General features: G+C 61.7%; 16 protein-coding genes and 1 tRNA gene. 7 read left to right on the top strand and 10 right to left on the bottom strand.

Annotation, left to right across the window (positions count from 1 at the left end):
* Positions 1 to 35: 35 nt before the first annotated feature.
* From AACZ65_RS05545 to AACZ65_RS05525, 5 genes are all read right to left on the bottom strand, one after another.
* Positions 36 to 575 carry a GNAT family protein gene (locus AACZ65_RS05545; RefSeq protein WP_339668731.1) on the bottom strand — a complete coding sequence of 180 codons (540 nt, stop codon included), beginning with the start codon at positions 573 to 575 and terminating at the stop codon, positions 36 to 38.
* Between the two features lie 184 nt (positions 576 to 759).
* The gene (gene rpmA / locus AACZ65_RS05540; protein WP_008281135.1) at positions 760 to 1029 is read right to left on the bottom strand and encodes a 50S ribosomal protein L27; all 270 of its coding nucleotides are present in this window, start codon (positions 1027 to 1029) and stop codon (positions 760 to 762) included.
* 11 nt (positions 1030 to 1040) lie between these two features.
* On the bottom strand, positions 1041 to 1655 hold the full coding sequence (locus AACZ65_RS05535) for a 50S ribosomal protein L21 (protein WP_339668726.1): 615 nt from the start codon (positions 1653 to 1655) through the stop codon (positions 1041 to 1043).
* A gap of 201 nt (positions 1656 to 1856) precedes the next feature.
* Positions 1857 to 2663: a DUF2059 domain-containing protein gene (locus AACZ65_RS05530; RefSeq protein WP_339668724.1), complete on the bottom strand. Its 807-nt coding sequence runs from the start codon at positions 2661 to 2663 to the stop codon at positions 1857 to 1859.
* 2 nt (positions 2664 to 2665) lie between these two features.
* Positions 2666 to 3511: a DUF2059 domain-containing protein gene (locus tag AACZ65_RS05525; RefSeq protein ID WP_339668723.1), complete on the bottom strand. Its 846-nt coding sequence runs from the start codon at positions 3509 to 3511 to the stop codon at positions 2666 to 2668.
* Positions 3512 to 3643: 132 nt separating this feature from the next.
* On the opposite strand from AACZ65_RS05525, the gene AACZ65_RS05520 reads away from it, so the two are divergent.
* The 3 genes from AACZ65_RS05520 to AACZ65_RS05510 all read left to right on the top strand — a co-directional run bounded on the left by AACZ65_RS05520 (position 3644) and on the right by AACZ65_RS05510 (position 9294).
* Positions 3644 to 3733: transfer RNA gene (locus AACZ65_RS05520), tRNA-Ser, on the top strand.
* 195 nt (positions 3734 to 3928) lie between these two features.
* Positions 3929 to 4864 carry a hypothetical protein gene (locus tag AACZ65_RS05515; RefSeq protein ID WP_339668721.1) on the top strand — a complete coding sequence of 312 codons (936 nt, stop codon included), beginning with the start codon at positions 3929 to 3931 and terminating at the stop codon, positions 4862 to 4864.
* A gap of 158 nt (positions 4865 to 5022) precedes the next feature.
* Positions 5023 to 9294 (top strand): choice-of-anchor I family protein, encoded by a 4272-nt coding sequence (locus AACZ65_RS05510; RefSeq protein ID WP_339668719.1) that lies wholly within the window; start codon positions 5023 to 5025, stop codon positions 9292 to 9294.
* 89 nt (positions 9295 to 9383) lie between these two features.
* Here the strand turns inward: AACZ65_RS05510 and AACZ65_RS05505 are convergent, their stop codons facing one another.
* The 5 genes from AACZ65_RS05505 to tgt all read right to left on the bottom strand — a co-directional run bounded on the left by AACZ65_RS05505 (position 9384) and on the right by tgt (position 16310).
* The gene (locus AACZ65_RS05505; RefSeq protein WP_339668718.1) at positions 9384 to 9665 is read right to left on the bottom strand and encodes a hypothetical protein; all 282 of its coding nucleotides are present in this window, start codon (positions 9663 to 9665) and stop codon (positions 9384 to 9386) included.
* Positions 9666 to 9914: 249 nt separating this feature from the next.
* Positions 9915 to 12326 (bottom strand): endopeptidase La, encoded by a 2412-nt coding sequence (gene lon, locus AACZ65_RS05500; RefSeq protein ID WP_339668716.1) that lies wholly within the window; start codon positions 12324 to 12326, stop codon positions 9915 to 9917.
* Positions 12327 to 12512: 186 nt separating this feature from the next.
* On the bottom strand, positions 12513 to 13829 hold the full coding sequence (locus AACZ65_RS05495) for a PAS domain-containing protein (RefSeq protein ID WP_339668714.1): 1317 nt from the start codon (positions 13827 to 13829) through the stop codon (positions 12513 to 12515).
* Positions 13830 to 13967: 138 nt separating this feature from the next.
* Entirely contained in the window at positions 13968 to 15044 is a 1077-nt protein-coding gene (locus AACZ65_RS05490) for an alkene reductase (RefSeq protein ID WP_339668712.1), read from the bottom strand.
* Positions 15045 to 15185: 141 nt separating this feature from the next.
* Entirely contained in the window at positions 15186 to 16310 is a 1125-nt protein-coding gene (gene tgt / locus AACZ65_RS05485) for a tRNA guanosine(34) transglycosylase Tgt (protein WP_339668986.1), read from the bottom strand.
* Between the two features lie 99 nt (positions 16311 to 16409).
* On the opposite strand from tgt, the gene AACZ65_RS05480 reads away from it, so the two are divergent.
* The 4 genes from AACZ65_RS05480 to AACZ65_RS05465 all read left to right on the top strand — a co-directional run bounded on the left by AACZ65_RS05480 (position 16410) and on the right by AACZ65_RS05465 (position 19538).
* On the top strand, positions 16410 to 17300 hold the full coding sequence (locus AACZ65_RS05480; protein ID WP_339668710.1) for an SPFH domain-containing protein: 891 nt from the start codon (positions 16410 to 16412) through the stop codon (positions 17298 to 17300).
* The gene (locus AACZ65_RS05475; RefSeq protein ID WP_037271321.1) at positions 17300 to 17575 is read left to right on the top strand and encodes a hypothetical protein; all 276 of its coding nucleotides are present in this window, start codon (positions 17300 to 17302) and stop codon (positions 17573 to 17575) included. The genes AACZ65_RS05480 and AACZ65_RS05475 overlap by 1 nt, the downstream gene beginning before the upstream one ends.
* Positions 17576 to 17678: 103 nt before the next feature.
* Positions 17679 to 19088 carry a 30S ribosomal protein S6--L-glutamate ligase gene (rimK, locus tag AACZ65_RS05470; RefSeq protein ID WP_339668708.1) on the top strand — a complete coding sequence of 470 codons (1410 nt, stop codon included), beginning with the start codon at positions 17679 to 17681 and terminating at the stop codon, positions 19086 to 19088.
* A gap of 87 nt (positions 19089 to 19175) precedes the next feature.
* The gene (locus AACZ65_RS05465; RefSeq protein ID WP_081506274.1) at positions 19176 to 19538 is read left to right on the top strand and encodes an SUF system Fe-S cluster assembly protein; all 363 of its coding nucleotides are present in this window, start codon (positions 19176 to 19178) and stop codon (positions 19536 to 19538) included.
* The last annotated feature ends 26 nt before the right edge of the window (positions 19539 to 19564 follow it).

Below are 19564 nucleotides of genomic sequence, written 5' to 3'. Positions count from 1 at the left end.
ATGCCGTCCTTATCGCAAAGGCCCCTATCTGAGCCTCAGATCATCTTTTTGCTATAGGTCCAAGTCGGAACCTTGGCACCGCGTGCAACGCTGAATGCCTCGGCATCCCCAAGATACTGAAACCCGCAATTCGTCAAGACCCGCGCCGAAGCGGCATTGTCCTGAAACACCGAGGCAAAGATCGTCCGTGCCCTGTGCGGATTGGCCGCCAACAGTGCCTCGACCGCCGCCGACGCAACGCCTGTATTCCAATAGGCCGGGGCCACCCAATAGGCGATCTCGGATTGGCCGTCATCTACCCGCTCAAGGCTGATGAGGCCCATCACCTCGGACCCGCCCGCCTTGGTGCCGTCGATGGCCCAGATATCCTCGGACCGGCCTTCGGCCTGCGCCCGGGCGATCAACGCCTCGGTGGCGCCCGGCGGCAACGGGTGCGGAATGCTGCGGGTAAAACGCGCGACGCGCACGTCCCCCGCATTCATCCCGATCAACCCCGCATCCGACACCCGCAAGGGTCGCAAATCAAACCGTTCCGCCACAATCACCGGCTGGTTCACAATCGTCTCGTATTTCATGCGCCTGCTCCTCCGATCAGCGCCAAACTCATGGCAAGAGATGGCCACTCTCTGCCAAAGCACAACGGCACGGTCGCGCGATTGTGCAGCCTCGTCACCTCACGGACCTCCTCCGGCTCGCAAAAGCGAAAAGGGGACCGGCGGTCTCGCCGATCCCCTCTAGTGTCAAAACCCTAAGGACGGCTTATTCAGCGGCCTCCGCCACTGGCAGAACCGAAACAAAGGTGCGGCCCTTGAGGCCCTTGTGGAATTTCACAGCACCTTCGGCCACGGCAAAGAGGGTGTGATCCTTGCCTTCACCCACGTTCAGACCCGGCCAAAACTTGTTGCCGCGCTGACGCACGAGGATGTTGCCGGAAATCACGGCTTCGCCACCGTATTTCTTGACGCCAAGGCGACGACCATCAGAGTCGCGCCCGTTACGGGATGAACCGCCTGCTTTTTTATGTGCCATTTGGTCTCTCCTTAGCCTTTAGCCAGCTCTTTGGCCTGTTCGATCCAGCCTTCACGCTCGATCCGGCCTTTGAACGACAGTTTCTCGTCCATGGCGGCCACATCGGCCTCGGTCCATGCTGCCACTTGAGCAAAGGTGGTCACACCCGCCTCAAGAAGCTTTCTCTCAAGCGCGGGACCAACCCCCGACAGCCGCTTAAGGTCATCGCCACCCGCTGCGGGCTTGGCGCTGGATTTCTTGGCGGGTTTCGCCTCGACCACGGTCGCCACCGAACCAGAGCCGACAGCCGCCTTGACGCCTGTTGCTTCTGCACCGCTGGCCAGAATCTCGGTGACACGTACCAGCGTCAGCTTCTGACGATGACCACGGGTGCGCTGCGAGCCGTGCTTACGGCGGCGTTTGACAAAGTTGATAACCTTGTCACCCTTGATTTGATCAACGACCTCGGCCTGCACGGCCGCGCCCGCCACAAAGGGCGCACCGATGACGGGGGCATCGCCACCCAGCATCAGGATATCGTTGAACTGAACTTTTTCACCGGCATCGGCTGCAATTTTCTCAACACGAAGCATGTCGCCCGACGACACCTTGTATTGCTTGCCACCGGTCTTGAGGACCGCAAACATGGGCTCTTCCTTTTCTCTCCGCGCTCTGTGGTCCCCGGATACTCCGGGCGTTCTCGGCCCTTGGGCCACCTCGAACTGCGCCCCCTTTTAGGGGTGTATATCAAAGACAAACCCGGCAAGATCATCCCGCCGGGTTGCGCGCTATTGCCAAACTCTGCCCCCCGAGTCAAGGGCCAGCCCGCCAAAACCGCGCCAAAACCCTCATAAATCCTCGCCTTCCATCGTCAAGGCGGTGGCCAGACCCAATTGATACGACAACTCTTCATACATCGCATCAAAGGCCGCGAACAACGCGCGGTTCAACTGTTGGCCCTCCGGGCTTCTGTAGAGCGCGATATAAGCCTCAAGCACCTCTTGCGCCAGCGGTTGATAAGCCATGGTCAGATAGGCCTGCATCCAATCGCGCGTTTCTTCGCGCATCTCGGGTTCCTGCGCCCAGATTTCCGCCAGCATTTCCTCTTCGCTCAGGTCCAGACCGCCACCATCGGCCAGGCCGCGATAGAATCCAAGGTTGGCATTGAGCGCCCCCGCGACATTGCGCTCGATCAGATCGCTATCGTCAATGAGGGTTGCCACATGGCGCACAATCGGCGCATCGGCCGCCGCCAACTCGGCATAGCGCGCCTCTGCCGCAGCCTCGGTGCCATCGTCCAAGAGCGCCCGGCGCCCGGCGATTTCCAGGGCCACCACCTCGGCCCCCTGCCCCTCGAAGAACCCGAGCAAAGTGTCGGTGTCGGCCCCCTCCATCGCCCGCGCGAAACGGCTTTGCACCTGTGCCAACATCCGCTCAACGTCATAGACCCGACCGACCACTCGATCCCAACGGGCGCGCTCGACCGTGCTCAGCATCTCGTCGCCCACATCGCCACCATAGCGCAGCCCCTCCGCGCGCATGATCTCGACGGTCTCTTCAAAGTGCAGCGCGGTCATAAGCCGGTCGATCTCGCCCGCGCGCAACGGCAGCGCCGCCAGAAGCAGCGCTGCGCAGGCAAAGAGAACCGCCCGCATCCTCACAACTCCTGCGCCGGGGTCAGCCCCCGCATCCTTGCGGCCAGAACCTCGAACCGGTTGGCCATGATCTCGTATTGCACGGCATTCATTAATTCGTAGACCCGCGCCATGGTCGGATGCTCAAGAGCGGCCACATAGGCGCGCAAATCCTCGATGGGCAGGCTCTGATAGGTATAGGCGGCACTGGCCAGCGCCGAGGCGCGCAGGCTCTCGCGCAATTCGTCTTCGCCCTCCGCCAGAAGGGCACGCAGCATGCCTTCGTCAATCTCACTCTCCAGCACCCCGGCATAAGAGGCCGCCAGCAGAAACCGCACCTGAATTTCCTGCACCGCTTGCACCCCGGTGCCCGCACTGTCCACCGCTGCGTTCATGGCCCGCAACACCTCGACCCGATCTTGTGGCATCTGCGCCAAGAGCGTCTCCCCCTCGGCCCGCTTGGCGGCGGCATCCTCATGCAGATGCGCCGCGTTTTCGACCGCAACCAGACGCTGCCCAAGGTCCGACGCATAGAATTCTGCGGCATGGCCCAACATCTCGTCGTCCAGCGCCTGCTCCAGAATGCTCAGCCCCATCTCACGCATCCGGTCGGTGTCAAACACCTCTTCGGCCAGCGTGGTCCAGCCCTGGCCGAAATCGCTGGCCGACAGCCCCAGCATCTCTGGCGCGCCAGAGGCCGAGAGCGCGATGCTATCCAGCGCCACGCCAAAGCCCGTCACCTCCAGAAATGCTTCCAGCCGCGCCCGGTCCGCCGCACGGAGGGGCGCGGCGACCAGCACGACCATCAAAAGCGCCAGCACCGCCAACGCGATACCGCGCGACTGTGACCGCAAGCGAACCCCGCCCATCACACGCCATCCTTTCCACATTGTTTCAGCCAGACCTGTTCCAACCTAGGCAAATTATCCCGCGAAACAATGCAAATCCCCCTTGCCCCCCCCGCCAAAGGCAAATAAACGCTTGCTCCACCAGACCCCCGCGGAGAGGTGCCGGAGTGGTCGAACGGGGCGGTCTCGAAAACCGTTGTGGGGGCAACTCCACCCAGGGTTCGAATCCCTGTCTCTCCGCCATTATCCCCCAAGGTGATTTAACTGCAAAATTAAAGCGCAGATGGGCCTGCTAACGGCTGCACTCCCTGTTGCGGTGCCGCTGGGAAAGCGCGAAACTCTTGAGCAGACTTGAGCAAAGAGGTTACGCGCCCGCAATGATCGGTGATACCGAGACGCGGACCTGACAGATGGGCCAAGAGCAGAGATAAAAACACCATGGCTTTTCTCGCGGATTTCGAGACTGTGCTACCAAAGAACCGCCTGTCCTTTACGGCAGCAGGTCCAACGTTGGTCGTCTCCTTTGACAATGCCGTCGCCGCGCAGCGCAAGGCGCCTGATCGGCGCGCGTGGGGGCACGGTTTTTTTGCGGATGAGGGACATTCGCTTCTGGGGGTGATCGCCGGTGATTCCGACTGGTTCAGGTGCCCTGCCTTGCACAAAGAGTTGTTGGCGCTGCGTGACCGCGGCTTTTTCCAACAATTCGCGCTGGTCGTCATGACCGGCACTTCGATGGGCGGTTTTGGCGCGGCAGCCTTCGCATCGCTGGCCCCCGGTTGTCGTGTGATCAGCTACACGCCGCAAAGCACCCTGCGCGACGATCTTGTGCCGTGGGAAACCAACCACCGCAAAGGGCGTCAGCAGAGCTGGGATGGCCTGTTCACCGATGCCGCTGCGGAATCGCGACAGGCCTCCGAGGTCTATCTGTTCTACGATCCCTTCCATAGCGAGGATCGCCGTCATGCGGCGCGCTTCACCGGGGAAAATGTGCGGCACCTACGCAGCCCCCTGCTTGGGCACGGCCTACCCGAAGCCTTTGACGCGATGGGTCTCTTGAAGGATATCTTTCGCAAAGCCAGCACCGGAACGTTGGAGAGCGCCTGGTTCTACGCCGCTATGCGCGCCCGCAGAACATTGCCCAAATATCACAAGGAAATGCTGCAAGCATTGGCACGGCATCATCATCTTGAAACAGGTGCCGCCATCGCGCGCCGCGCCTTCGAGACATTTGCAGATCCCTATTTTGCGCAGCGCGAGGCGCTTTTTACGGCGGCGACGGGAAACATCCTCGGGGCAATGAACCAGATGGACAGAATCGCGCGGGCGCAACGCCTGCGCAGCCGCATTAGACCGGATGCGTCAGAGGCCGACTAAGCGCGAAACCCATGCGCCTCAGCTATCAGACGGATCATCGCTCACGTCCGCGATGCGGCCATACCGCGTTACGCAGACGTTACAAATCTCTCAAACCCACGTCACAAACTGACCCTATCCGTGCCCGGTAACATTTCTCAATCTGGGTGGACCAACGGATGGCCTATACGCTTCAACTTCTGCATGCCAACGACCTCGAGGGCGGTGTCGCCGCTCTGGACAACGCACCGAATTTTGCCGCGATCGTCGACACGCTCGAAGATACGTTCGAGAACACGATCCTGCTCTCTGCCGGTGACAACTACATTCCCGGCCCGTTCTTCTCGACCGCAGCGGACCGCTCGTTTCGCGCCACCCTGACCAACGCTTATGAACGGTTCTACACCGAGGTGCTCGGGCAGGACCTGACCGATGTGACCCTGGATCTGCGCGAGGCACCCGGTCGTGTCGACATCACGATCATGAACGTGCTGGGCTTTGATGCCTCTGCGGTGGGCAACCATGAATTCGATCCCGGGACCAGCGCCTTTGCAGCGGTGATCGACGGGGCCGGCGGCAATGGCACGATCAACTGGGTCGGGGCGCTCTTTCCGTACCTGACCTCCAACATCGACTTTTCCGAAGACGCCAATCTCGGCGATCTTTTCACGACCCAGCTTCTCACCTCTGATGCCTTCGCGGAATCCTTGGCCGACCAGGCCGCCGGCAATTTCGGCCCAGCCATCGCGCCCGCCACCCTGATTGAAGAAGGTGGTGAGCTGATCGGCGTGGTCGGTGCCACCACCCAGATCATCGAGAGCATTTCGTCCACGGGCGGCACCAACGAGATCACCGGCGGGGCCACCGACATGGCGGCCCTCGCCGCTGTCATCCAGCCGCAAATCGACGCTCTGATCGCGGCGGGTGCAAACAAGATCATCCTCACCTCGCATCTCCAGCAGATTTCGCTGGAAAAGGAACTGGCGGGCCTGCTCGACGGGGTCGACATCATCATCGCCGGCGGCTCCAACACGCTTCAGGCCGATGCTAATGACCGCCTGCGCGACGGTGACGAGGCCGCCGAAGGCTATCCCTTCTTGACCGTGGATGCGAATGGCAATCCGGTGGCCATCGTCTCGACCGATGGCGAATACAGCTACCTGGGTCGCCTGGTCGTGGAATTCGATGACAATGGCGTGCTCGTCGCCTCGTCCATCGACGCCGATGTCTCGGGCACCTTTGCCACCGACGATCAGGGCGTGCTGGACGTGACAGGCGCCGCCAACCTGCAAGAGGCGCTCGACAGCTCGGCCAAGGCCAGCATCGTGCAAGACCTGACCGACGCGGTCCAAGTCATCGTGGACGAGGCCGATGCCATTGCATTCGGTAACCATGATGTCTTCCTTGACGGTCGCCGCGAAACCGTACGCACAGAAGAGAGCAATCTCGGCAATCTGACCGCCGATGCCAATCTCTCAGCTGCCCGCGATGCTGATACCACGGTCAATGTCTCGTTCAAGAACGGCGGCGGCATCCGTGCCGAAATCGGCTCTTCCACCAACACCGGCACCGATGCGGGCGACGGCGTGCTCTCGCAACTTGACCTGCAAAATTCGCTGCGCTTCAACAATGGTCTTGCCGTTGCCACCGTGACCAAGGAAGGCTTTCTCATGCTGCTCGAGCATGGCGTGGCCGATACCGACACCGAGGCGGGGAACACCCCCGGCCGGTTCTTCCAGATCGGCGGCTTCCGCGTCAGCTTTGATGAAAGCGGCACCGCTCAGGAACTCGTCACCGATGAGAATGGCGATTATGTGGTCGATCCGGCCACCGACCGCCCGCAGGTGGCCGTGGCTGGCGACCGGATCAAGACCGTAGCCCTGATCGACCCGGAAACCGGCGATGACATCGTGATCTTCCGCGATGGTGCCTTCACTGCCGAAGCCCCCGAGACGATCCGCATGGTCACGCTCGACTTCCTGATGCTCACCAATGGCGACGGCTATCCGTTCCAGGAACTGATCTCGGATGTGCAGTTCCTGACGCCCGAGGGGTCCATCACCAGTGACGCAGAGGCGAACCGCCTTGGCGAACAGCAAGCCCTGGGCGATTTCATGACCGAGAACTTCCCGGACGCGGACAACGCCTTTGCCAATGCCGAGACGGATGTCACCAACGACCTGCGCATCGTGCAACTGGCGCGCAATGGCGGTGTCGACCGTATCCTGCTCGACGAAAACACGCCGACCCTCGGCACCTCCATCGCGGCAGAGCTTCTGAGCGGCGAAACCGAGCTGTTCACCGGCGGGTCTGAAGTGGTCTCGGTGGACGCAGGCCGCGCCTATGTCACCAACGGCGCGCAGAACCGCATCGACGCGTTCGACGCGGCCACCGGCGAGAAACTGGGCGAATTCGACCTCGGTCAGGTCACGGGCTTTGCCAGCGTGCAGTCGGTCGCGGCCAAGAACGGCCTTGTGGCCGCAGCACTCTCACTCACACCCGCCGAGGCCAATGGCGTCGTCGCGATCTTCGATCTGGACGGCAACCTGCTCAACACCGTCGAGGTGGGCAACCTGCCCGACATGCTGACCTTCACCCCCGATGGCACGCGCATCCTCGTGGCCAATGAGGGCGAGCCACTGGACGGAACCGATCCTTTGGGCGGCGTGTCCATCATCGACGTGAGCGGTGGCGCGGCCAATGCCACCGCCGTCACGCTCGATTTCTCGGCCTTCGACGGTCAAGAGGACAGCTTGCGCGAGGCGGGCGTTCTGATCCAGCCGGGCAACTCCGCCTCTCAGGACCTTGAGCCGGAATATATCACGGTCCTGCCGGATGGCGTCACTGCATGGGTTTCCCTGCAAGAGGCCAATGCCTACGCGGTCATCGACCTCACCACCAACACCGTGACCGACATTCGCAGCTTCGGCCTCGTGGACCGCTCGCTTCCGGGCAACGAGATCGACGCGTCGAACCGCGACAATGCGATCAACCTGCAAACCTATGACAACCTCTTCGGCATGCGCCAGCCCGACGGGATCACCTCGATCGAAATCGGCGGCGAGACCTATATCTTCACCGCCAACGAGGGCGACGCGCGCGATGCGACAGAGGCGCGGATTGGCAGCCTCGATCTCGATCCGACCGCCTTCCCGAATGCCGATATCCTGCAACTGAACGAAAACCTTGGCCGCCTCAACGTGCGCACCGATCTGGGCGACACCGATGGGGATGGCGATTACGACCAGCTGTTCCACTACGGCTCGCGCTCCTTCACCATCTACAACACCGCCGGCGAGATCGTCTTTGACAGCGGGTCGCAGTTCTCGCAGCTCATCGCCGAAATCCGGCCCGAGCTGTTCAATCAGGACGAGGGCGAGTTTGACAACCGTTCAGACGACAAAGGCGTCGAGCCCGAGGCCATCGCCGTGGGCGTTGTCGAAGGCAAACCCTATGTCTTTATCGGCCTCGAGCGCGACAGCGGCATCATGGTGTTCGACATCTCCGACCCCGCAAACCCGGTGTTCGACCGCTATATCGACAGCGAGGCCAACGGCAATATCAGCCCCGAAACCATCGCTTTCATCCCGGCTGACCAGAGTGCGACGGGCTTTGCCCAGATCGCCATCGCTTACGAGGGCGACGGCAACACGGTCATCTACAACCTCGACAACCTCGGCGTGGACAGCTCCCCAACCGGGCGCAGCGATGGCGATGACACGCTTGCTGGGACCGACGGTGACGATAGGTTCGGCGCGGGCGCAGGCGACGACCTCGTGAGCGGCGGCGCAGGCAATGACAACCTCGGCGGCGGCTTTGGCAACGATACCGTGAACGGCGGACTTGGCAACGACACCATCGGGGCTGGCTTGGGTGACGACATCGTCAACGGCGGTGCTGGCAACGATGTGGCGAACGGCGGTGCTGGGAACGACCGGGTGCTCGGCGAAGATGGCGACGACCGCCTTGGCGGCGGTCAAGGTGCCGACGCGATCGACGGCGGCGAAGGCAATGACTTCATCGGCGGCGGTTTCGGGACCGACCTCATCGAAGGCGGCGCAGGGAATGATACCATCGGCGGCGGCTTGGGCGACGACGATGTGTTTGGCGGCGACGGCGATGACTTCCTCGCAGGCGGCGGTCGCGATGACCTGCTGGATGGCGGCAGGGGCAACGACACGCTCAACGGCGGTGAGGGCAATGACCTGATGACCGGCGGCGAGGGCGTGGATACCTTCGTCTTCAACAGGCTCACCAGCGGCGAGGCCGACATCATCACCGATTTTGATGCAGCCACCGAAACCGTGATCCTGCGCAGCGTGGCCAATTTCGACGCGCTCGACATCACCGACACGGTCGCTGGCGCGGTTGTCTCGGTGGACGGCCAGACCATCACCTTCGAGGCAGTTCTGGCGGCAGACCTCACCGCAGATAACTTCCTCTTCGGGTAAATACTGGTCTATGCAAAAATTTCACCGGCCCCGTTCAACAGCGGGGCCGGTTTCCTCTCGGCCGCCTTTTCCGGATACGCACGCTCACCTCAGACACGCGGAATTCGGTCTTTCAATATTTCAAGAATGGCATCGCTGTCACACCCATATAAATAAAGACTACCGACCTCGTCCCAACACCAGAACGCCCCCGTAACGATACGTCGCTCTTTCTTCACCATCTTTAGCCGCAGTCCGCCAAGAGACCGGGGCGGCGTGTCATGCCGGTCCATCCAGCTTGGCACCTCCATCCCGTCGATATCGGCAAAGCGCAGCTCCGCCCCGACCGGCAGAAACAGCAGGCGCTGTGCGTCGATGCGGATTTCGCGCACGTTCCAAGCGGACTTGAGACTGAATAGTCCAATGGCCAGCCCCAAAATGGCAACGATCAGGATTTTGCGTTCATAGGGCGGCCCTTCGGCAAGCGAGACCGCAACGTAGACCGGAATCAGTATCAGCCAGAATCAACCAAACCACAGCAACAACCGACGCCGTACCGGAAAAACTCGCTCTTCACTCATACCGATACCCCATCAAGAAAATGCCCCGGATCATCTCCGGGGCATTTTTTTACAGCTTTCTCAGTGCGCCACGGCCCCCCGGCCCTCTTCGCCGGATTTCAACGCGGCCTCGGCAGCGGCGGCCTCTTCCGCCTCTTCGTCCCATTCCACAGGCTCCGGGGCCCGCACCAGCGCCAGTTTCAGGACGTCACGCACGTGATCGACGGGGATAATATCCAACCCCTCTTTCACATTGTACGGAATCTCGGCCAGATCCTTTTCGTTCTCACGCGGAATGAGCACGGTCTTGATCCCGCCCCGCAGCGCCGCCAGCAGCTTTTCCTTGAGGCCACCGATGGGCAGCGCATTGCCGCGCAGCGTCACCTCGCCGGTCATGGCGATATCCTTGCGAATGGGGATGCCGGTCAGCACCGACACGATGGAGGTCACCATCGCAAGGCCGGCCGACGGGCCGTCCTTGGGCGTTGCCCCTTCGGGAACGTGGACGTGAATGTCCCATTTCTCGAACTTGGGCGGCTTGATCCCCAATTCCGGCGCGACCGAGCGGACGTAGCTTGACGCCGCATCAATCGACTCCTTCATCACATCGCCCAGCTTGCCGGTGGTCTTCATCCGGCCCTTGCCCGGCAGGCGGAGGGCTTCGATGTTGAGCAATTCACCGCCCACGGATGTATAGGCCAGCCCGGTAACAACGCCGACCTGATCGCTCTCTTCCGCCAGGCCGAACTTGTATTTGCGTACCCCAAGGAAATCGTCGAGGTTCTCCGGCGTGACCGTGATCGCCTTGTCCGCTCCCTTGATGATCCGCGTCACCGCCTTGCGGGCCAGCTTGGCAATCTCGCGCTCAAGGTTCCGCACCCCCGCCTCGCGGGTGTAATACCGGATCACATCGGTCAGCGCCGCATCGGTCAGGGCAAACTCGCCCTTCTTGAGACCATTGTTCTTGACCTGCTTGTCCACCAGATGCTGTTTCGCGATCTCGCGCTTTTCATCCTCGGTGTAGCCCGCAAGCGGAATGATCTCCATCCGGTCCAATAGCGGCCCCGGCATGTTATAGCTGTTGGCCGTGGTCAGGAACATCACGTTCGAGAGGTCATATTCCACCTCAAGATAGTGATCGACAAAGGTCGAGTTCTGCTCGGGATCGAGCACCTCAAGCATCGCCGACGCCGGATCACCCCGGAAATCCTGACCCATCTTGTCGATCTCATCCAGCAGGATCAGCGGATTGGTCGTCTTGGCCTTCTTCAACGCCTGAATGATCTTGCCGGGCATCGACCCGATATAGGTCCGGCGATGGCCGCGAATTTCGCTCTCATCGCGCACACCGCCCAGCGAAATTCGGATGAACTCTCGCCCCGTCGCCCGTGCCACGGATTTACCCAACGACGTCTTACCCACGCCCGGAGGGCCGACAAGGCACATGATCGGGCCTTTCAGCTTTTGGCTGCGCTGCTGTACCGCGAGATACTCGACGATCCGCTCCTTGACCTTGTCCAGACCATAGTGATCGGCATCCAGCACCTCTTGCGCCTTGTGCAGGTCCTTCTTGGTCCGGCTTTTCACACCCCACGGAATGCTCAGCATCCAGTCGAGATAGTTGCGCACCACCGTTGCCTCAGCACTCATCGGGCTCATGTTCTTGAGCTTTTTCAGCTCGGCTTCGGCCTTTTCTGCGGCTTCCTTGCTCAGCTTGGTCTTGGCGATGCGCTCTTCCAGCTCGGCAATCTCGCCCGCGCCATCCTCACCATCGCCCAATTCCTTCTGAATGGCCTTCATCTGCTCATTCAGATAATATTCGCGTTGCGTACGCTCCATCTGGGATTTGACGCGCGTCTTGATCTTTTTCTCGACCTGAAGAACGCTCATTTCACCCTGCATCAGGCCATAAACCTTCTCCAGACGTTCGCTTACGCTGAGTGTCTCAAGCAGTTCCTGCTTGCGACCGACATCAAGCCCCAGATGACCCGCCACCAGATCGGCCAGCTTGGCCGGTTCCTCGGACTCGGTCACAGCGGCCATCGCCTCATCGGGGATGTTCTTCTTGACCTTGGCATAGCGCGCAAATTCATCCCCCACAGTGCGCAACAGCGCCGCAATGGTGGTGGCATCGCCGGGGATTTCGCTCAGATATTCGGCCTTGGCCTCGAAAAACTCGGAGTTGGGCAAGTAGTCGGTAATCCGCACCCGCGCCACACCCTCGACCAGCACCTTTACGGTGCCATCGGGCAGTTTCAGCAGTTGCAGCACATTCGCCAGCACGCCCACACGGTAAATGCCGGATTCGGCGGGATCGTCATCGGCAGGATCAATCTGGCTCGACAGCAGGATCTGCTTGTCATCGGCCATGACCTCTTCCAGCGCGCGCACCGATTTCTCGCGCCCCACAAAGAGCGGCACGATCATGTGCGGGAACACCACGATATCCCGCAGCGGCAGGACCGGATAAGAGGCGTTGAGGGTGTCTTGCATGCTCGTTTTCCTGTTCTTGGCAAAAGGGCACCGGTCCCGCGCGGCGGCAACCACGGCCCTCTCCGTTACGTTAGCCCTAACTTGGGGCGCACCCGGTCAGGTTTCAACAGATTCGGCGAACATTGCCCGCAGATCCGACCGGGCACAAGAGGACACTGCATCCCCATGCTCCCTTTCCAGCCCCCTTCAGCCGGCCAGACCGCGATCGCGCAAAAGCGACGTCACCGCGTCCTGCACACGCTCGAGCGCGGCACTCACCTCGTCATGGAAACGGTCGAGCTGACCAAGGATAGATTGCAGCCCCGAAAGACGCTCGCGCAGGATGCCCGCCTCGACACGCAGCACGACCCGCACCATCGCCAGGCCCGTGACCATGCGTCGGATCATCTCGGCATCCGCAGACAACTGCCGCACGGCGCGATAGCCATCCTCCATGGCACGATCCGCCTCCTCCCGATAGCGATCCCGCAATGCGGCTACCACCTCCATTTCAGCGCTGGCGCCTTCATGGTCGCCGCGCGCCACTTCCTCGCGAAAGAACGCAACCATCTCCTGCATAAGATCGGCCACCGCGATCATGAACACCGATCTGGCCTCGTCGTTCACGTCCCAGGTTCCCTGATCACTGCGCAGGGTCTGGACCACGCGGGGATGATTGCGGATATCGCGCATCATCAGTTCGTAATTCTTGGCAATCTCGTTGATCGGCCCACGGTCGGATCGCAGCTTGCAGGCCTGGATCTTCATGTTCGTGGTGATCAGCTCGGCCTCTTTGAGATTGTCGCAGAGCACGCGCAATTCCTGCTCGATCTCGGACTTTACATCAAGAAGATGCCCCGACGCGACCAGCGCAGGCGTCACAGCCCGATTGCGCGCCGCATCCCGCGATGCATGTTCCCGGCGCAATGCCTCGATCTGAAACGCGCCGTAATTGGCAAAGCCGGCGGCGACCAGATCGCCCTCGATGGCATGGGCGCTCTGCTCAGGTGTCATCGCCTGCCCCCGCTCACGCTCGAGCGCGCGGGCGTAAACCTCTTTCACCGTGGCAAAAAGCGGGCTCGACGGTTTCAGCCGCACCGACAGATACCCGCCGTCAACCGGCGAAACCACGGCAAAGACCCAGTAAAAGCGCCCGTCCCTGGCCCTATTCTTGACATAGGCCCCGACCGAGTGACCCCGCTTCAACCCGTCCCACATCAACCAGAACACACCCTTGGGCATGTCGGGATGGCGCACCATCTTATGTGGTGCCCCGGCCATATCCTCGGCCCCATAGCCCGCAACGCGCAGAAACACGGGGTTGAACGCCCGGATCACCCCGCGCGTGTCGGTGCGCGAAAAGAACAACTCACCAATTCCAAAGGGAACTTCTTGATCTACCAAAATCGCATCGGTCCGCAGACCGGATTTGGGGACGCTTGCGTGCATATCCACCTCGAGCAGCATCGTTTCATGGTCTGAAAGCTCAGACATCACGGCCTGCGCTTTCGTATCAACGGTCATGCGTCTTACAACTTTAGGGCTTAGCGGGCGTATAATCTGACGCGCCCCCACGCCCCTTGTCCCAAGCGACATGCCACTCGAGTGCATTTATCAGGCCAACCCCGCGCGCGATCCAAGCGACCGCGCGCAGGACGCATGTCAGACGGTCTCAAGCTTCGGGTAATCGGTATACCCTTCAGCCCCGCCGCCATAATAGGTGGCCTGATCACCCTCATTCAGAGGTGCATTCTGCTCCAACCGCTCGGCAAGATCGGGATTTGCGATATAGGGTCGACCAAAGGCCACCAGATCGACCTTGCCCGTCGCCACCCGCGTCAGCGCCAATTCGCGATCATAGCCATTGTTGGCCATATAAACGCCCGTCCACTTGGCCCGCAGCACATCAAACGCGCCCTCGCGCGCGCCGCCGGTGCTGCCCTCGATCAGGTGCAGATAGGCAAGACCGCGCCGGTTCAGTTGCTCCACCACCCAACCAAAGCTGGCATCGGGATCACTGTCGGTCGCATCGTTGAATCCAGACCACGGCGAGAGGCGAATACCAATCTGCCCCGGTGCCCAGACCGTTTCCAGCCCATCCAACACCTCAAAGAGCAACCGCGCCCGATTGCCCACCGAGCCGCCATAGGCATCCTCGCGGGTGTTCGGCCCATCCTTCAGGAACTGGTCCAGCAGATAACCATTGGCGGCGTGCAGTTCGATCCCGTCAAACCCGGCCTCCTTGGCCGCTTTGGCGGCATGGACATAATCCGAAACCACGCGCGGCATCTCATCCTCGCGCAGGGCGCGCGGGGTGGACGTGTCCTCGAACCCGGCGGGCGTAAAGGTCTGCGCCTTGGCCGCCACCGCCACCGGGGCGACCGGGGCCTGCCCATCGGGCTGCAACGACGTATGGCTGATCCGCCCCACATGCCAGAGTTGGATCACGATCTTGCCGCCCTTGGCGTGCACCGCATCCGTGACCTTCTTCCACGCAGCCACCTGTTCGGGGCTGTAAATGCCCGGCGTGCCGACATAGCCTTTGCCCTCGGGGCTGATCTGCGCGGCCTCTGTGATGATCAATCCGGCCCCGGCACGCTGCGCATAGTAATCAACATGCAGCGCCCCGACTTCGCCCGTTTCATTATCGGCGCGGTTGCGCGTCAACGGGGCCATGACGACCCGATTGGCGAGTTCGAGATCACCGGCCTTGGTGGGGGAAAACAACTTGTGGCTCATGGGGAATGCTCCTTGTGCATGGGGATTGCGCTTGAACATAAGCTATGCAGCCGCTGACGCCGCACAAGCCCGCCGCCTGCGCCCTATCCCACAGCCGCCCCCGCACCACCGCACAGTCGCAGGCCATTGACATATCCACGCTCAGAGCGGTTCGATATCGCCCTCGGCGCGGCCTGCATGAAACGCCGCCTCCCAGGCGTCAAATCGCGCCTCGGCAATCGCCGCGCGCATCTCGCCCATGATCTGCTGAAAATAATGCAGGTTGTGCCATGTCAGCAGCATGGAGCTGATGATTTCCTGCGACCGGAACACATGATGCAGATAGGCCCGGCTGTAGCTCCGACAGGCCGGACAGGTACAGGCCTCATCCAGCGGGCGCGGATCATCCTGATGGCGCGCGTTCTTGATGTTGACCACGCCATGCCGCGTAAACACCTGCCCCGTGCGCCCCGACCGGCTGGGTAGCACGCAATCCATCATGTCGATGCCACGCTTCACGGCACCCACGATGTCATCCGGCTTGCCCACCCCCATCAGGTATCGCGGACGATCCTCGGGCAGGAATCCGGTGGCATAATCCAGCACGCCGAACATCGCCTCCTGCCCCTCGCCCACCGCGAGGCCGCCCACGGCATAGCCATCAAACCCGATCGCCTTGAGCGCCTCGGCACTCTCTTCGCGCAATTCGGGCGTCACCCCGCCCTGCATGATGCCAAAGAGCGCATGACCCGGCCGGTCGCCAAACGCCTCCTTCGAGCGCGCGGCCCACCGCATGCTCAGCCGCATACTCTCGGCCACCGCCTTGTCACTCGCGGGCAAGGCGGGGCATTCGTCGAAACACATCACGATGTCCGACCCGAGCAGCCGCTGAATCTCCATCGACCGCTCCGGTGTCAGCTCGTGCTTGGAGCCGTCGATATGGCTTTTGAAGGTCACACCCTGCTCGGTCAGCTTGCGCAACCCGGCAAGGCTCATCACCTGAAAACCGCCCGAATCCGTCAGGATCGGCCGCTCCCAGTTCATGAAGCGGTGCAAACCGCCTAAACGGTCGATGCGTTCGGCTCCGGGTCGCAGCATCAGGTGATAGGTATTGCCCAGAAGAATATCCGCCCCGGTGGCGCGCACGCTTTCGGGCATCATCGCCTTGACCGTCGCCGCCGTGCCCACCGGCATGAAGGCAGGCGTGCGGATGTCACCGCGCGGCGTGTGGATCACCCCTGCCCGCGCCGCGCCATCCTGTGCCAGTTTCTCAAAGCCGAACCGCATGCCTTCATGTCCCATCGCATTAGCCCTTTTGCCCCCCTTTAAAGCGGTTTACCCTGCCTTGTAAAACGCCGTCTTGGCCGCCCCTTTGCGAGAGTTCCCATGACCGAAGACATCATCCTGCAACTGATTTCTGCAAATATCGTCTGGCTTCTGATCACGCTCCTCGTGATCATCGTGATCTTTCGCGGGGTCAAGATCGTGCCCCAATCAGAGCAATATGTGGTCGAGCGCTTTGGCAAGCTGCACAAGGTGCTTGGCCCCGGCATCAACCTGATCGTGCCTTTTCTCGATGTGGTGCGGCACAAGATTTCGATCCTCGAACGCCAGTTGCCCAACGCAAGCCAGGATGCCATCACCCGCGACAACGTGCTGTTGCAGGTGGAAACCTCGGTCTTCTACCGCATTCTATATCCGGAAAAGACCGTCTACCGCATCCGCGAGGTCGATGGCGCGATTGCCACCACCGTGGCCGGCATCGTGCGCGCAGAAATCGGCAAGATGGACCTCGACGAGGTGCAATCCAACCGCTCGCAGCTGATCACCACGATCAAATCGCTGGTCGAGGATGCCGTGGATGACTGGGGCATCGAAGTGACCCGCGCCGAGATTCTCGACGTCAATCTCGATCAGGCCACCCGCGCCGCGATGCTGCAACAGCTCAACGCCGAGCGCGCCCGCCGCGCGCAGGTGACAGAGGCCGAGGGGCATAAACGCGCCGTGGAACTTCAGGCCGACGCCGAGCTTTACGCCGCCGAACAGGCCGCCAAGGCCCGCCGCATCGAGGCCGACGCCGAGGCCTATGCCACCGGCGTCGTCGCAGCCGCCATCGCCGCCAACGGGCTCGAGGCCGCGCAATATCAGGTCGCGCTGAAACAGGTCGAGGCGCTCAATGCCCTTGGCAACAGCCCCTCCTCCAACACCATCCTGGTTCCCGCCAACGCGCTCGAGGCCTTTGGCAACGCCTTCAACATGCTCAGGGGGCGCGGCTGATGGAAACGGTCCTCTGGCATCTCTGGTGGGTCTGGCTCGCGGCGGCCCTTGGGCTGGCAATCTTGGAAATTCTCGTGCCGGGCTTCATTTTCCTCGGTTTCGCGGTCGGCGCTGCGCTCGTGGCGCTCTTGGTGCTCCTGCCGCTCAACCTTGGCCTGACGGCGCTGCTCGCCCTCTTCGCGCTCTTCTCTCTGGCGGCTTGGGTGATCTTGCGGCGGCTCTTTCGCGCCCCCGACGATCAGAGCCGCGTGATCCGCGAAGATATCAACAAGTAACGCAAAGGAACGCACCGCGCTTTCCTTGCATCCTCACGGCCATCCCAAGTAGAGAGGCGCCACGCGCCACCCTTGCCACGCAAAACGCAACAGGATACGCCCGATGACCGATACCCCCGACAGCCCCCAGCCCCTGCAATTCGGCTGGGAGGAATGGGTCAGCTTGCCCGATCTCGGCGTGCCCGCAATAAAGGCCAAGGTCGACACCGGCGCGCGCACTTCGGCGCTGCATGCCTTCGATATCGAAACCTTTGGTCCCGCTTCTCGCCCCAAGGTTCGCTTTACCGTACATCCTATTCCTGGCCGCGATGACCTGATCATCCCCTGCTCCGCCCCGATCATCGACCGGCGCGATGTGACCTCGTCGAATGGCGAGCGGGAATTGCGCTATGTCATCGCCTCTAAACTCTCGGTGGGCGGCGATACATGGCCCATCGAGATCACCCTCACCAACCGCTCCAGCATGACCAGCCGCATGCTCTTGGGCCGTCAGGCGCTCAAGGATCATATCTCGATTGTCGCCACAGACCGGTTTTTGCAACCCGAACTCAGCTATGACGTCTATCACACCGCCCGCGTCCGCACCGCCCAGCCAAAGCGCGCCCTGCGCATTGCCGTGCTCAGCCGCGAGGATAACTATTCCCCCCGCCGCATCGTCGAGGAAGGCGAGGCGCGCGGTCACACCGTCGAGGTGATCGACACCACCCGCTGTTACATGGCGATCAACGCGCTCGCCCCCGAGGTACATTACGACGGCAAGCGCCTGCCCCGCTATGACGCGGTGATCCCCCGCATCGGGGCCTCGATCACCGCCTACGGTGCCGCCGTGATCCGCCAGTTCGAAACCATCGGCACCTTTTGCGTCAACCCGTCAGCTGGCATCATTTCCAGCCGGGACAAGCTTTATGCCCATCAACTGATGGCGCGCGCGCAGGTGGGCATGCCCAACACCGCCTTTGCCGCTTCGCCCAAGGACACCGGCAACCTCATGGGCCTTGTCGGCACAGCCCCCCTGATCGTCAAACTGCTCGAATCGACCCAAGGCAAGGGCGTCGTTCTGGCCGAAACCAAGAAGGCCGCCGAATCTGTGATCGACGCCTTTCGCGGGCTCAAGGCCAATTTCCTCGTGCAGGATTTCGTCAAGGAAGCGGCGGGCGAAGACATCCGCTGTCTCGTGGTCGGCGGCAAGGTGGTAGCCTCGATGAAACGCACCGGGGCCGAAGGCGATTTCCGCTCCAACCTGCATCGCGGGGGGACCGCCAAGACGATCCGCATCACCAAGGCCGAGCGCGACACCGCAATCCGCGCTGCCCGCGTCTTTGACCTCAACATGGCGGGTGTGGACCTTCTGCGCTCCGACACCGGCCCCAAAGTGCTCGAGGTCAACTCCTCCCCCGGTTTCGAGGGGATCGAAGGGGCCAGCGGCAAGAACATCACCGGCGCGCTCTACGAGATGATCGAAACCCGCGTGCGCCCCGTTCCCGTGCGGCGCCGCAAATCCGGCGCCGACTAAGGCGCGTGACGTCGCCCATCGTCAACCTCTGGACGCGGGCGTCGATAAACCCTATATGTTTGCTCAGGATAAACGCAGGACACGATCATGATGAACAGCTCCGAGCCGCTCGAAGGGGCACCGCTGATTGCCCCCTCGAGCACCGACCATCCGCTCTTCGATCAGGTGGTCGAGGCCTGCCGCACCGTCTATGACCCGGAAATTCCGGTCAACATCTACGATCTCGGCCTGATCTACACCATTGATATCAGCGCCGAAAACGTGGTCTCGATCACCATGACGCTGACCGCTCCCGGCTGCCCCGTGGCAGGTGAAATGCCCGGCTGGGTCGCCGACGCGATCGAGCCTCTGGCCGGCATCAAGCAGGTCGATGTCAACCTCGTCTGGGAACCGCCCTGGGGGATGGACATGATGAGCGACGAAGCCCGCCTTGAACTTGGGTTCATGTAACGAAATCAACGGATTGAGAGGCTGAC

It is taken from the genome of uncultured Roseovarius sp. (assembly GCF_963972555.1).
In the GTDB taxonomy this organism is placed as follows: Bacteria; Pseudomonadota; Alphaproteobacteria; order Rhodobacterales; family Rhodobacteraceae; genus Roseovarius; species Roseovarius mucosus.
Note: the sequence above shows the minus strand (reverse complement) of the source record. Positions and strands in the feature narration are given on the sequence as shown.

Excerpts from the sequence above, each read along its gene's own strand:
- AACZ65_RS05480 (WP_339668710.1), top strand. The coding sequence starts at position 16,410 with ATGACCGAAGACATCATCCTGCAACTGATTTCTGCAAATATCGTCTGG.
- AACZ65_RS05475 (WP_037271321.1), top strand. The coding sequence starts at position 17,300 with ATGGAAACGGTCCTCTGGCATCTCTGGTGGGTCTGGCTCGCGGCGGCC.
- AACZ65_RS05495 (WP_339668714.1), bottom strand. The coding sequence starts at position 13,829 with ATGACCGTTGATACGAAAGCGCAGGCCGTGATGTCTGAGCTTTCAGAC.
- AACZ65_RS05510 (WP_339668719.1), top strand. The coding sequence starts at position 5,023 with ATGGCCTATACGCTTCAACTTCTGCATGCCAACGACCTCGAGGGCGGT.
- rpmA (WP_008281135.1), bottom strand. The coding sequence starts at position 1,029 with ATGGCACATAAAAAAGCAGGCGGTTCATCCCGTAACGGGCGCGACTCT.
- AACZ65_RS05525 (WP_339668723.1), bottom strand. The coding sequence starts at position 3,511 with ATGGGCGGGGTTCGCTTGCGGTCACAGTCGCGCGGTATCGCGTTGGCG.
- AACZ65_RS05465 (WP_081506274.1), top strand. The coding sequence starts at position 19,176 with ATGATGAACAGCTCCGAGCCGCTCGAAGGGGCACCGCTGATTGCCCCC.
- AACZ65_RS05530 (WP_339668724.1), bottom strand. The coding sequence starts at position 2,663 with ATGCGGGCGGTTCTCTTTGCCTGCGCAGCGCTGCTTCTGGCGGCGCTG.
- tgt (WP_339668986.1), bottom strand. The coding sequence starts at position 16,310 with ATGCGGTTCGGCTTTGAGAAACTGGCACAGGATGGCGCGGCGCGGGCA.
- rimK (WP_339668708.1), top strand. The coding sequence starts at position 17,679 with ATGACCGATACCCCCGACAGCCCCCAGCCCCTGCAATTCGGCTGGGAG.
- AACZ65_RS05515 (WP_339668721.1), top strand. The coding sequence starts at position 3,929 with ATGGCTTTTCTCGCGGATTTCGAGACTGTGCTACCAAAGAACCGCCTG.
- AACZ65_RS05535 (WP_339668726.1), bottom strand. The coding sequence starts at position 1,655 with ATGTTTGCGGTCCTCAAGACCGGTGGCAAGCAATACAAGGTGTCGTCG.
- AACZ65_RS05545 (WP_339668731.1), bottom strand. The coding sequence starts at position 575 with ATGAAATACGAGACGATTGTGAACCAGCCGGTGATTGTGGCGGAACGG.
- lon (WP_339668716.1), bottom strand. The coding sequence starts at position 12,326 with ATGCAAGACACCCTCAACGCCTCTTATCCGGTCCTGCCGCTGCGGGAT.
- AACZ65_RS05490 (WP_339668712.1), bottom strand. The coding sequence starts at position 15,044 with ATGAGCCACAAGTTGTTTTCCCCCACCAAGGCCGGTGATCTCGAACTC.